This window comes from Paraburkholderia sp. BR13444, from assembly GCF_040948755.1.
Taxonomy (GTDB): domain Bacteria; phylum Pseudomonadota; class Gammaproteobacteria; order Burkholderiales; family Burkholderiaceae; genus Paraburkholderia; species Paraburkholderia youngii.
In genome coordinates, this window is sequence record NZ_JBFPKM010000008.1 from 349,616 (window position 1) to 362,890 (window position 13,275).

The 13,275-nt window shown below is 67.1% G+C and carries 6 protein-coding genes; 1 reads left to right on the top strand and 5 read right to left on the bottom strand.

Annotation, left to right across the window (positions count from 1 at the left end):
* Positions 1-160: 160 nt before the first annotated feature.
* The 4 genes from aroG to AB3X95_RS23865 form a co-directional block, all read right to left on the bottom strand.
* Positions 161-1,234: a 3-deoxy-7-phosphoheptulonate synthase AroG gene (gene aroG / locus AB3X95_RS23850; protein ID WP_176109507.1), complete on the bottom strand. Its 1,074-nt coding sequence runs from the start codon at positions 1,232-1,234 to the stop codon at positions 161-163.
* A 339-nt stretch (positions 1,235-1,573) separates the two neighbouring features.
* Complete coding sequence (tldD, locus tag AB3X95_RS23855) at positions 1,574-3,040, bottom strand: metalloprotease TldD (protein WP_184225997.1); 1,467 nt, start codon at positions 3,038-3,040, stop codon at positions 1,574-1,576.
* Between the two features lie 87 nt (positions 3,041-3,127).
* The gene (locus AB3X95_RS23860; RefSeq protein WP_368622691.1) at positions 3,128-3,988 is read right to left on the bottom strand and encodes a carbon-nitrogen hydrolase family protein; all 861 of its coding nucleotides are present in this window, start codon (positions 3,986-3,988) and stop codon (positions 3,128-3,130) included.
* A gap of 149 nt (positions 3,989-4,137) precedes the next feature.
* On the bottom strand, positions 4,138-8,391 hold the full coding sequence (locus AB3X95_RS23865) for a YhdP family protein (protein WP_368622692.1): 4,254 nt from the start codon (positions 8,389-8,391) through the stop codon (positions 4,138-4,140).
* A gap of 261 nt (positions 8,392-8,652) precedes the next feature.
* Here AB3X95_RS23865 and glnE point away from each other — a divergent pair, with 261 nt between their 5' ends.
* Complete coding sequence (gene glnE, locus AB3X95_RS23870; RefSeq protein WP_368622693.1) at positions 8,653-11,451, top strand: bifunctional [glutamate--ammonia ligase]-adenylyl-L-tyrosine phosphorylase/[glutamate--ammonia-ligase] adenylyltransferase; 2,799 nt, start codon at positions 8,653-8,655, stop codon at positions 11,449-11,451.
* Between the two features lie 112 nt (positions 11,452-11,563).
* Here the strand turns inward: glnE and recN are convergent, their stop codons facing one another.
* Positions 11,564-13,231, bottom strand: coding sequence for a DNA repair protein RecN (gene recN / locus AB3X95_RS23875; protein WP_176109502.1), 1,668 nt, complete (start codon positions 13,229-13,231; stop codon positions 11,564-11,566).
* Positions 13,232-13,275: the final 44 nt, after the last annotated feature.

Consider the following 13,275-nt stretch of genomic DNA (forward strand, 5'->3'; position numbering starts at 1 on the left):
AGTCAAGTCGTGCAAGCAACCAGGCAACGAGCTATGACGATAGCGAGGCGGCCGGCTCAGTACCATTCGTCCGAATGGCCAATAAAAAACCCGGTTCGAAATCGAACCGGGTTTTCTACGGACTACCGACAAGCCCCCGCGATGGCGGCGGGGCAGGCGTTCAGTTGCCGCTGCCGCGCGCGACGCGGCGTTGCTTGACCGCTTCGGCAAGGCCTTCGAGCACGGCGACGCTTTCGTCCCAGCCGATGCATGCATCGGTAATGCTCTGGCCGTACGTGAGCTGGCAGCCTTCCTTCAGATCCTGGCGACCCGCGACGAGGTGCGACTCCACCATCACGCCAACGATGCGCTCGTCACCCGCGGCGATCTGACGGCCGACGTCCGCGCACACCGGAATCTGGTTTTCGTGCTTTTTCGAGCTGTTCGCATGGCTCGCATCGATCATCAGACGCGCGGCGAGACCCGCCTTGCCGATGTCCGCGCAGGCCGCATTGACGCTGTCGGCGTCGTAGTTCGGCGTTTTGCCCCCGCGCAGAATGACGTGGCAGTCCTCATTGCCCGCGGTCGATACGATCGCCGAGTGCCCGCCCTTGGTGACCGACAGGAAGTGGTGCGGCTGCGAGGCGGCCTTGATTGCGTCGACGGCGATCTTCACGTTGCCGTCCGTGCCGTTCTTGAAGCCGACCGGGCACGACAGTCCCGAAGCCAGCTCGCGATGCACCTGCGATTCGGTCGTGCGCGCGCCGATCGCCCCCCACGAGATCAGATCCGCGATGTACTGCGGGCTGATCATATCGAGGTACTCGGTGCCGGCGGGCAGACCGAGTTCGTTGATCCGCAGCAGCAGCTCGCGCGCGGTGCGCAGACCTTCGTTGATCTTGAAGCTGTTGTCCATGTGCGGGTCGTTGATGAGACCCTTCCAGCCCACCGTCGTGCGCGGCTTTTCGAAGTACACGCGCATCACGACTTCGAGCTCGCCGGCGAAGCGCTTGCGCTGCTCGATCAGACGTCCCGCGTATTCGATGGCGGCCTTCGGATCGTGAATCGAGCACGGGCCGATCACGACGATCAGACGGTCGTCCATGCCGTGCAGAATGCGATGCATCGCGGTGCGCGATTCGTAGATCACGTTGGACACCGTCTCGTCGCAAGCAAACTCGCGGATCAGGTGAGCGGGCGGCGTGAGTTCCTTCAATTCGCGGATGCGGACATCGTCGGTATTGTGCGGGGGCATGTGGTTCTCCTGAATCGGTTCGTAGCGTGTTCGCGTGGGCCAAATAGGTATCGAAAAGCGCGAGGCGAAAAAAAACCGCCAGACTAGCTGGCGGTTTTTCGGGAATTCTCGGTGTCCTGCGTGTACTAACACCCCTCTCGATCCGCCAGCGGTCTGAGATACCAAAAAAAGTAAAAATAAAACTTGGCGGACATGGCGAAGTGAATGCGTCGCTGGTCAAAAAAGGGTGAGTGACTTTATAACCGGTACAGGCTCGGGTGGCAAGCCGGGACGTCGAAAAATGCGGAAAACCCGCACGCTTCGCGTTTTGCGTGCGCGAAGCGTGCATCCGCCGAGGAATCAGGCCGTGCCGCCGACCGTCATCTTCTCGATGCGCAGCGTCGGCTGACCGACGCCCACCGGCACGCTCTGGCCTTCCTTGCCGCACACGCCGACGCCCGAATCGAGCTTCATGTCGTTGCCGATCATCGTGATGTACTTCAGCGATTCCGGGCCGCTGCCGATCAGCGTCGCGCCCTTGACCGGATACGTGATCTTGCCGTTCTCGATCATGTACGCCTCGGAGGCCGAGAACACGAACTTGCCGTTCGTGATGTCCACCTGACCGCCGCCGAAGTTCACCGCATACAGGCCGTTCTTCACGGACGCGAGGATTTCCTGCGGGTCCTTGTCGCCGTTGAGCATGTACGTGTTGGTCATGCGCGGCATTGGCAGCGCCGCGTACGATTCGCGCCGCGCGTTGCCGGTGACCGGCATCTTCATCAGGCGCGCGTTCAGCGTGTCCTGGATGTAGCCCTTCAGGATGCCGTCCTCGATCAGCGTCGTGCACTGGGTCGGATTGCCTTCGTCGTCGATATTGAGCGAGCCGCGGCGGTTCGGCAGCGTGCCGTCGTCGACCACGGTGACGCCCTTCGCGGCGACCTGCTCGCCGATGCGTCCGGCGAACGCCGACGAGCCCTTGCGGTTGAAGTCGCCCTCGAGCCCGTGACCGATCGCTTCGTGCAGCAGCACGCCGGGCCAGCCCGGGCCGAGCACGACGGTCATTGCGCCGGCCGGCGCCGGACGCGCGTCGAGATTGACGAGGGCCGCGTGCACCGCATCGTCGACATAGCGCGACAGCACTTCATCGGTGAAATAGCCGTAGTCGAAACGTCCGCCGCCGCCGCCGCTGCCGATTTCGCGGCGGCCGTTCTGCTCGGCGATCACGGTGACCGACACGCGCACGAGCGGCCGGATGTCGGCCGCGAAGCCGCCGTCGCTGCGCGCGACCAGCACCACGTCGTATTCGCCGGCCAAGCCCGCCATCACCTGCTGGATGCGCGGATCGCGGCCGCGCGCCATCTGTTCGATGCGCTCGAGCAGCTTGACCTTCGCGGTGGCGTCGAGCGAATGCAGCGGGTCGGACGGCAGGTACAGATCGCGTCCGGCGATGCCGGTCAGCGACGACGCCACCTTGATCTTCTGCTTGCCGCCGCCCGCCTTGGCGATTGCGCGCGTGGCGATGGCCGCCTGGCGGATCGCTTCGGGCGACAGGTCGTCCGAGTAGGCGAACGCGGTACGGTCGCCCGACACGGCGCGCACGCCGACGCCCTGGTCGATGCTGAAGCTGCCCGATTTCACGATGCCTTCCTCGAGACTCCACGCTTCGCTGCGGGTGGTCTGGAAGTACAGGTCCGCGTAGTCGACGCGGTGCGTGAAGATTTCGGCGAGCGTGCGCGTGAGCAGCGACTCGTCGAGGCCATAGGGCGTGAGGAGGATGTCCTTGGCGGCGGCGAGATTACGGATACCGGGTTCGATGATGTTCATGCGAAGTATGTTCTGCTCGATACGAAGGGGTCGGGGAGCGCCTGCGTCGGTATATGCGTGGCAGGCGCGGCAGTTTCAATGTCGGTTTCAGGTCAGCACGCGGTGACGCCATGCCGGCAGGCTCTGCCGCACATCGTCGATGCGCGCGCGTTCGAGGTTGCCCGCGACCACGCCGGCGCCCTCGTCGCGCACCGCGACGATCTCGCCCCACGGGTCGATCAGCATGCTGTGGCCCCAGGTGCGGCGGCCGTTTTCATGTTTGCCGCCCTGCGCCGCGGCGAGCACGTAGCACTGGTTTTCGATCGCGCGGGTGCGCAGCAGCAGCTCCCAATGCGCGCGGCCGGTCGTGTAGGTAAACGCGGACGGCACCACGATCAGCGCGCAGTCGCCCAGGCGCCGGTACAGCTCGGGAAAGCGCAGATCGTAGCAGACCGACAGGCCGACCCGGCCGAATGGCGCCTCGAAGCTTTGCACCGAGGTGCCGGGCCGGATCGTGCGAGCTTCGTCGAACGATTCATCGCCTTTTTCGAAGTTGAACAGATGGATCTTGTCGTAGCGCGCGGCTTCGTTGCCGAGCGGGTCGAACACCAGCGTCGTGTTCAGCACGCGCGACGCCTCCGGCGCGTTCAGCGGCAAGGTGCCGCCGATCACCCAGAGCCGGTGGCGGCGCGCGGCGTCGGCCAGAAAGCGCTGGATCGGGCCATCCCGATGCGGCTCGCGCACGGCGAGCTTGTCGGTGTCCTTGAAGCCCATGAAACAGAAATACTCGGGGAGCAGCACGAGCTGCGCGCCGTCGGCGGCGGCTTCGGCGATCAGGCGCTCTGCGTCGGCGAGATTGCGATCGCGATCCGGCGTGCTGACCATCTGCAGCGCGGCGACCCGAAAGGGGCTGGCGACAGAGCCGGACGTTGCGGCGAATGCGGATGATGTGACGTGTGTTTCGCTCATGAGCGTGTCGAAAGACTCCCGGCGGGCGGCGGTATGAAGCGCGGGCACCGCATGGTTCTGGGCTGGCTCGGCCCCGTTGGCGCATCGAGTCGGCAGAGCGGCACGAGCGGCCGCGTGGAACGAGACAGCGGCGCCAGGGAAACCGAAGCTCAGTGCGCTTCCACGGTCGAAGCCGGAGCGTCAATCTTACCCCGTTCGCCCGTCACCCGCTGAACCTGCGGTTTGGACCACGAACCGGTGATCGCGTAGTCGCGCGCGAACACGTGCGACACCCCATGTGTGAAGGCGATATCGGCGACCAGCGCGCCGAGGCCGATCAGCGGATTGATGATCGTCGCGGCGATCACCGCGGAGCCGGCGCTGACGGTCGGTATCACGTGCAGGTGCAGGTTCTGGGTTCTCTGCGCGATGTCGACCGAGCCCACCATTTCGGCGCGGGCCGGCGCGGTCACCATCCTGAAGTTGTCGGTGCGGGCGATGCCGTCATGAATCTGCGCGGTACCGGTCACGCTCGAGAACGGCAGGCCCTCGCCGAGCACGTCGCGGAAATCGAGCGTGGCGATGCGCGCGAGGCTTTGCAGGCTCAGCACGCCGAGCAGCGTTGCGACGCCTGGATCGACCTTCAGGATCTGGCCGTGGCGCAGATCGAGCGCGAGGTTGCCGTTCAGCGTCGAATAGTCGATCGTGGTCGGGCCGCCCTGCCACACGGCCTTGCCCTGGATAGAGCCGATGCCGCCCTTGAGCGTTCTCGGCAGACCGAAGCGCTCGAGCATTGCGCCAGCGTCCTTAATGTCGAGCTTGAAATCGAACACGGTGCGGCGCGGCGTGGCCTCGTCGGCCGAGATGGGCAGTTCGGTCGAGGTGCGCCAGTTCGCGGTCGCGGTGAGCGTCGCGGTAGGGTTCGTCACGTCGAGCTTGTCGAGCTGCCACACCGGCACGCCGTTCTCGTCGTAGTTGTGCGCGTCGACCTCGAGCCGGCCGACGTTGCGGTCGTGCACGATCAGCTCGTTCACGACCAGATCGATCGACGGCATGTTCAGCGCGGGCGCCGACATCGCCGGGCCGAGCAGGTCCTTGTCCGCGACCGATGGAATCACGACGCGTGCGAAGCGCGCCTGCAGTTCTCCCGGCGATTCGCGGGTCACGCCCGGCAGCCACGACACGTGGCCGGACACCTGATTCGACGCGATGTTCGCCTGCCACGTGCGATCCATATGCGACGCGCCGACGATCACGTTGTCCCAGTGACGCTTGAGAAGCGTCAGCGTGTCGATGTGCAGCGCGAAGCGGTTCGGCAGGAACTGCGTGAGCATCGGATTCGGCGCGGCGGCGGGGGTGGTCGCGCTGCTGGCGTTGGTTGCGCTATTGCCGCCGTTCGCGCCGCCGTTCACGCCATTCGCGCCGGCCGCGCCCGCGCGCAACTGCGCGGCGAGCGCGCGCCAGGCATCCGCGTTGAACTCCTTGATGTCCACCGCGGCGACCACGCCCTCGGACGGCAGCTCGACCGCCCGGTTCACGCCGATCGCGCCGCGCACGACGGTCGGTGGCGTACGCGGCTGCGCGCTCGGCCGATAACGCAGCAGATACGCGGCGGCGACCGGCCCCAGCGTCAGGTCGGCGCGTTCGAGGCCGGCTTCGCCCGGCACCGTCGACGGATTGACCGCAAAATGCAGCGGCATCGGTGTGCCGGCCTGCTTCTCGAACGGCGCTGGAAAATCGAGAGCGAGGCCGCTCAGATCCGAGTTGGCGCTGACCTGCGGCAGGCGTCCCCTCGCGCCGGCGACGCGCAACGCATAAGGCGCGCTGCCGCTCATATGCGTCAGCACCTGCGCGGCCGCGCCAGGCGGATGCAGCTCGCGTGCGGCATCGACGGCGATGTGGCCGTTGAGCGCGAGCGCGTATGTGCCGTCTTGCCGCAAGCCGCCGTTCGCATGCACGTCGCCGCCAAGGAACTGTCCGGAGAGCCGCTCGACCTCGACCGTTCGTTCGGTGAAGCGCACCCGGCCGTTCAGCCGCGACAGCGGCGGCGCATTGCTCACGCTCAGGCGATTGTTCAGGAAGCCTAGCGCGCCTTCGACGCCGACATGCGGCTTCGGCGTACGCGGGATCGTCAGCTTCAGCGCGAGGGACGCAGGCCCTTCCGCGCGAATCTTTTCGGTCTGATGCCGCGCCATGATGCCGAGTGAGCTGCGGTTCACATAGTCGAGCATGTCGGCGAGCGGGCCCCGGCCGTTGCCCTGGATGGTGAGGTTCGAGCCTTTGGTGCCGAGGTCGTCGATGCGGCCGTTCACGCCGGTCAGCGCGACGCGCTTGTAACGGCCGCGGTCGATGTCGAAGCGCAGCACGTTCTGCTTGAGCTCGAACACGCCGTCGATGCCGTCGAGCGGGGGCCAAACGTTTGGCGTGCCGTTGCGCATGTTGCGCGGCGGGAACGGCGTCGGATCGAACTTGCCGCCGGTGAACGGCGCGACGATGTGGAAGAGGCCGGCGTCGGGGTCGCGTGCGTAGGGGAACTTGGTCAGGTCGCCGTGCACTTCGATCGTGCCGCCGCGCGACACGCCAGCCTGCAGGCCGTGGTCCAGGTAAATACGCAGCTTTTCGCTGACCGCGGTCGGCAGATAGCGGGCGATACGGGTCACCTGCGCGCGCTGGAAGTCGGCTTTGAGGTCGAGCGAGCCGCGGCCGTGGCCGGGATTGCTGTAGCTCGCGGTCGCGCTTGCCTCGACGTCGGGGTTCGATACGCTGAAATCGTCGAGCTTGACCGCGAACGCGGGACGCGTGTCGCCCGGCGTCTTCTTGCCCATCGTCCACTCGGCGCGGCCGCGCAGACGCGCGAGCGTCAGACGCGGATCGTCGAACACGCCTGGCAGCGTGATCGCCACGTTGGACGTATCGAGGTTCGCGCGGCCGCCTTTTTCGTCGGCGTCGACGGTGCCCCACAGGTTCTCGATGCCGGGAATGCCGGCGCGCGGGTGGCCGCGCGGCGTCAGGCCAGGCCCCGGCTCCTGGGCGGCGAAGCTGATGCCCTGCAGATCGCCCTTGAAGCGATAACGCTCGATCGGCTCCGCACCCGTCGGCCGATGGTCGCTGCCCACTTCTCCGGATTCCGGTTTGTCGCGCTCGACCTCGATCACGTAGTTCGCGACCAGCCCGCGCGGATTGATGCGCACGAGTTCGTTCAGAAAGTGCCGCGGCAACGGCAGCGCGCGGCTGAATTCGGCGAGGATGCCGAGATCGACACGATCGCCGCTGATGCTCAAAAGCTGCCCGTGCTGCTGCGACGCGGTCCGGTAGCGGCTGTCGAGGGTCCGGAACCGCAGGATGCGCGTGAGCGGCGTGCCGTCTTCGAGCGGCGGCTGGCCGAGCTCGGCACGCAGGTCCGACAACTGCAGCCGGTACTCGCCGTCGTCTGCCTCGACGCGCCACAGAAAGTGGGCGATCGGCACGAGCAGCTTTGGCTGGGTCGGGCGCACCCGCATCGCGACGTCGTTGCCGTTCAGCTGGCCGGTCGCCTGGTTCATGCGGCCTTCGCTGAAGTCGATCCAGATTGCATTGTCGATGCGGCCGGCGAACGTCTCGATCGGGAATTCGACGTAGCGCGCGAGGGTCGGCAGATCGACCGGGCCCGTCGACATATACACCTGGCCGCTCCAGTTGATCGGCTTGCCGATCGCGGAGAGCGGCGCGTGGCGAAAGTGCGTGCGGAAGTCGAGCGGGCCTTTCAGCACGCTGCCGTCGGGCGGCGCCTGCAGCGCCATGCGGTGGTCGCGGCCGTCATTGAGGATCGCGATGCGGATATCGCGCAGCGCCAGCTCGGGCTCGTGGCGGGTCGCGTCGCGCCAGCGCAGCACGCCGCCGCGCACGACGATCGCCTGCTGACGCAACAACCAGGTGGACAGCGCGTCGTTGCCGCTGTGGCGCGTCGGTACCGGCACGCCCGCGACCGACAGCACGCCGTCGTCGCTGCGCGACACCAGCACGTCCGGCTGATCGACGATCAGGCTCGACAGCGCCGGATGAAACTCCCATAGCGAGCGCCAGGATACCGTCGCGGTGGCGTGCGGAATCGTCAGCGCGGGTTGGCCGTCGTGATCGCGGATGACGAGGTTGGTGACGTCGAGCCCAGGCTGGAAGCCGCTCCAGTGCGGCGCGAGCCGGCCGATCGTGAATTGGGTGTGCAGCTTGTCGGAGACTGCGGCTTCGATGCGCGGCCGGAACGTGTCGACTCGCGGCAGCACCGCGTAGCGCAAACCCAGAAACACTCCGCCCGCGATGAAATAGAGGACGAGTGCGAGCGTGGCGAGCACGCGAAACGTCCGACGCAACACGATGTGGTCGCTTCCGCTCACATGCCGGACCTGCGATGGGGCTTGCGGGTCGGCGGATTCGTTTCGCTCGGACATGCTGCGGCGGCTGGGCGTATGGTAGTTTTGCGTGTTAACGACGAAATGTAACACACGGGAAAGTGTCGGCGGACTTCCTGCAAACCCTGTCCGAAAGCCCGTGACGGGGATTCGCGAGGCCGTTCGGCACGGGCTTCGGCATGCTTGCCGCCGCGTGCCGGTTGCACAATAGAACGATACGACAGCGACCCCGAAACGACACCCCTACATCGTCAGAATACCGCCGGACAAATTCGATCAAGCAACGAGCGAGCCAGATTTTTGATGACTGACGCAACCCTCCTGAGTTCCAGCTATTCGCACTATGCCGCGCGCGCCGCCGCGGCCCGCCCGCAACTGGTCGCGCATGTCAGCGCGCTGGCCGACGAACCGCTGACGCGCGAGCGCATCGACGCGCGTCTCGACGCACTGTGCGCCGAGGCGGCTGGCCCCGCCGGTGCGCCGGTCAATGAAGATGCGCTGAAACGCGCGCTGCGCCAGTTGCGCACCGAAGTATTCTGCGCGGTGATGGAGCGCGACCTGGCCGGCGAAGCCGATATCGCCGAAGTCACCGGCGCGATGACCGAGCTCGCGGAAACGACGATCCAGCGCGCGCTGACGGTGCTGAGCGCCGAGCTGGAAGCGCTGTATGGCGAGCCGCGCGACCAGCAGGGCGAGCGGCTCACGCTCGGCGTGGTCGGCATGGGCAAGCTCGGCGGGCGCGAGCTGAACGTGTCGTCGGATATCGATCTGATCTTCGTATACGAGGACGATGGCGAGACCACCGGCGGCCAGCGCTCGCCGCTCGCGACCCAGGAGTTCTTCACGCGGCTCGGCAAGCGGCTGATCGGCGCGCTCGCTGAAGTCACCGCCGACGGCTACGTGTTTCGTGTCGATATGCGTCTGCGGCCGAACGGCGATTCGGGCCCGCTCGTGTGCAGCCTCGGCATGCTCGAAGAGTATTTCTACGTGCAGGGCCGCGAGTGGGAGCGCTACGCGTGGATCAAGGGCCGGCTCGTGTCCGAGGGCGCAAGCGCCGCGGCGCAGCGGCTGCAGAAGCAGCTCGATGCGATCGTCACGCCGTTCGTCTATCGACGCTATCTGGATTTCGGCGTGATCAGCGCGATCCGCGCGCTGCATCTGCAGATCCGCCAGGAGGCGCAGCGCCGCGCGTCGATGCGCCCCGACAAGGCCGACGACATCAAGCTCGGCCGAGGCGGCATCCGTGAAATCGAGTTTAGCGCGCAGGTGTTCCAGCTGATCCGCGGCGGCCAGGACGCCGGCTTTCGCGTGCGGCCGACGCTCGCCGTGCTGCGCCATGCGGCCACGCATGGGTTGATGGACCCGTCGGTGTGCCTGAAGCTGTCGCAGGCGTATCGCTTTCTGCGCGAGCTCGAACATCGCTTGCAATATCGCAACGACGCGCAGACTCACGCGATGCCCGTCGGTGCCGAAGACCGCGCGGCGCTCGCGCGCGCGATGGGCTGCGACGACTACCCGGAATTGATGACTAAGCTCGACGCGCATCGCGAGTTCGTCGAACAGCAGTTCGACCAGATTTTCGCCGACAAGGTGGGCGGCCGCGACGGCTGCGGCGCGCCCGAGGACGGCGCGGCCGCGTGGGTGTGGAGCAGTGCGCTCGCCGACGATAGCGCCGACGACGCGCTGCGCGCGCGCCTCATCGAACTCGGTGTGGCCGAACCCGGCGAGTTGCTCGCGCGGCTGCAGGCGGTGTGGCGCTCGTCGCGCTACACGGGCCTGAACGAGCGCAGCCGGCAGCGCTTCGACATCGTCGCGCAGCGCGCGCTCGAAGCCGCGCGCACGCTGGAGCCGGCCGGCCGGCGCGGCGATACGGTCGCGCGCCTGTTCGATCTGCTCGAAGCGGTGAGCCGGCGCGGCGCGTATCTGGCGCTCTTGACCGAGTATCCGCAGGCGCTGCACCAGGTGCTGTCGGTGCTGGGCGGCTCGCGCTGGGCGGCCGGCTATCTGATCCGGCATCCGCAGCTGCTCGACGAACTGCTCGACGGCGAGGCGATCAACAGCCCGTTCGACTGGCCCGAATTCAAGCGTACGTTGCGTTTGCGGCTCGCCGCCGCCGACGGCGTCGAGCAGCAGATGGATCTGCTGCGCCACGCGCATCAGGCCGAGGTGTTCCGCATTCTGCTGATCGATCTTGCCGGCAAGCTGTCCGTCGAGCACGTCAGCGACCGACTGTCCGAGCTCGCCGACGCGGTGCTCGACGTGACGATCGAAGCCGTGTGGAATCAATTGCCCAAACGTCACCGCGACGTGCCGCGCTTCGCGGTGATCGCCTACGGCAAGCTCGGCGGCAAGGAGCTCGGCTACGCGTCGGACCTCGACCTGATCTTCCTGTATGACGATCCCGACGATGCCGCGGCCGACGTCTACGCCGCCTTCACGCGGCGCCTGATCACGTGGCTGACCACCGCGACCGGCGCCGGCACCTTGTTCGACATCGATCTGCGGCTGCGGCCCAACGGCGAGTCGGGCCTGCTCGTCACCGATCTCGACGCGTTCCGCCGCTACCAGCTGCGCGAGGGCGACGCGGCGAATACCGCGTGGGTGTGGGAGCATCAGGCGCTGACGCGGGCACGCTACTGTGCGGGCGACCCGGAGATCGGCGCGAAGTTCGAGGCGATCCGCGAACAGGTGCTGACGACACCGCGCGAAGCGCCGCCGCTCGCGAAAGAGATCGTCGAGATGCGCGCGCGTGTCGAAGCGGGTCACCCGAACCAGACGCCGACTCTGTTCGACCTGAAGCACGACCGCGGCGGCATGGTCGATATCGAGTTCACCGTGCAGTACTGGGTGCTGCTGCATGCGGCGCGCGATCCCGAGCTGATCCGCAATACCGGCAATATCGCGCTGCTGCGCGAAGTGTCGCGTTTCGGGCTGATGAGCGAAGCGGAAGCCGAGACGGTCGGCGCCGCCTATCGGCGCTATCGCAAGCTGCAGCACACGCTGCGGCTCGATGGGATGGAGAAGGCGCGGGTCGATCCGGCGCTGGTCGCGGCCGAGCGCGAGGCGGTGCTGGCGTTGTGGAAGAGGGTGTTTGGGTAAAGGCGCTTGCGCATTTCGCGTAGCGCGAGCGCATCATGCGCGGCCGGGATCGGTGTGACGTCCCGGCCAACCCGACTCAGGCCGTGTGCGGTGAGCTGCGCACGGCGCAATCTCAGGCGGCCAGCATTTCCTTCGCGTGCTTGCGCGTGGTCGCCGTGATTTCGAGGCCGCCGAGCATGCGCGCGACTTCCTCGATGCGGCTCGCCTTGTCGAGCGAGGTCACGCTGCTGAGCGTGCCGCCGGTGCCGTTGCTCATCTTTGCGACCTGGAAATGATGATCGCCGCGCGCCGCGACCTGCGGCAGATGGGTCACGCACAACACCTGGCGCGCCTCGCCGAGTTGATGCAATAGCCGCCCGACCACTTCAGCCACGCCGCCGCCGATGCCGGTATCCACTTCGTCGAAGATCAGCGTCGGTGTCGGGCTGGCCGCGCTCGCGATCACTGCGAGCGCGAGACTGATACGCGCGAGTTCGCCGCCCGACGCGACTTTCGCGAGCGGCCGCAGCGGCACGCCGGCGTGACCGGCCACGCGGAACTCGATCTGCTCGAGCCCATGCGCACCGCCTTCGGGCAACGGCACCAGCGCGACTTCGAAGCTGCCGCCTTTCATCGACAGTTCCTGCATGCCGGTCGTGACCGCCTCGCCGAGCGCCTTGCCTGCTTTGGCCCGTGCCTTCGACAGTTTTTTAGCCTCGGCGACGAACGCGTCCTTCGCTTGCGCCTCGGCGGCGCGCAGGCCGTCGAGGTCGGCGGCGGCGTCGAGCGCGGCCAATTGCTTGCGGCGCGCTTCGTGTTCTTCCGGCAGCGTCTCGGGCTGCAGACGGAATTTTCGCGCGGCCGAGTGCAGCGCGTCGAGGCGCTTTTCGACCTGCGCGAGCCGCTCCGGATCGAGCTCGAGCTTCTGCGCGTAGTGGCTCAGCGAATACGCGGCTTCCTGCAACTGGATCTCGGCGGGTTCGAGCGCCGCGAGCACGTCGTTCAGCGCCGGGTCGATCTCCGCGAGGTCGCGCACCTTCGATACGATCGAGCCGAGATGCGTGATCATCGCGTCGTCCGATTCGGACAGCGCGCCGAGCGCACCCTGCACGCCGTCGATCAGATTCGCGGAATGCGACAGCCGCCGATGCTCGGTGTTGACCTCTTCCCATTCGCCCGGCTGCGGCGCGAGCTTGTCGAGTTCGGTGAGTTGCCACGCGAGTCGCTCGCGTTCGAGTTGCAGCTCGCGATCGCGCGTTTGCGCGTGCTCGACCGCCTGCGCCTTGTCGCGCCACGTGCGCCACGCGCGTGTCACGGCGGCGGCCAGGTCGGACAGGCCCGCGTGCGTGTCGAACAGCTCGCGCTGCGCGTCCGGGCGCATCAGCAACTGGTGCGCATGCTGGCCGTGAATATCGACGAGCATTTCGCCGACCTCGCGCAGCTGCGCGAGCGTCGCGGCCGTGCCATTGATGAACGCGCGTGAGCGGCCGTTCGCGTCGACCACCCGCCGCAGCATCACGGTGCCGCCGTGCTGGCCGTCGTCGGCCGCGCCGAGCGCCTGCGCGTCGAGCCATTGATCGACCTGCGCGTGCGTTTCGAACTCCGCGGTGATATCGGCGCGGCTCTCGCCGGTGCGCACGACGCTCGCCTCGGCGCGCGCGCCAAGCGCGAGCGCGAGGGCGTCGATCAGGATCGATTTGCCGGCGCCGGTTTCGCCCGAGAAAACGGTAAAGCCGCTGTCGAATTCGAGGTCGAGCGCGGCGACGATGACGAAGTCGCGTATCGAGAGGTGGCGAAGCATGGAGGTCGTCGGGTAGCTTGGATTCGGGTGGCGGCCGCGGCGGC

What these genes read in the sequence shown, in the direction of transcription:
- aroG (WP_176109507.1), bottom strand. Translation starts at nt 1,234, where the DNA reads ATGCCCCCGCACAATACCGACGATGTCCGCATCCGCGAATTGAAGGAA.
- tldD (WP_184225997.1), bottom strand. Translation starts at nt 3,040, where the DNA reads ATGAACATCATCGAACCCGGTATCCGTAATCTCGCCGCCGCCAAGGAC.
- AB3X95_RS23860 (WP_368622691.1), bottom strand. Translation starts at nt 3,988, where the DNA reads ATGAGCGAAACACACGTCACATCATCCGCATTCGCCGCAACGTCCGGC.
- AB3X95_RS23865 (WP_368622692.1), bottom strand. Translation starts at nt 8,391, where the DNA reads ATGTCCGAGCGAAACGAATCCGCCGACCCGCAAGCCCCATCGCAGGTC.
- recN (WP_176109502.1), bottom strand. Translation starts at nt 13,231, where the DNA reads ATGCTTCGCCACCTCTCGATACGCGACTTCGTCATCGTCGCCGCGCTC.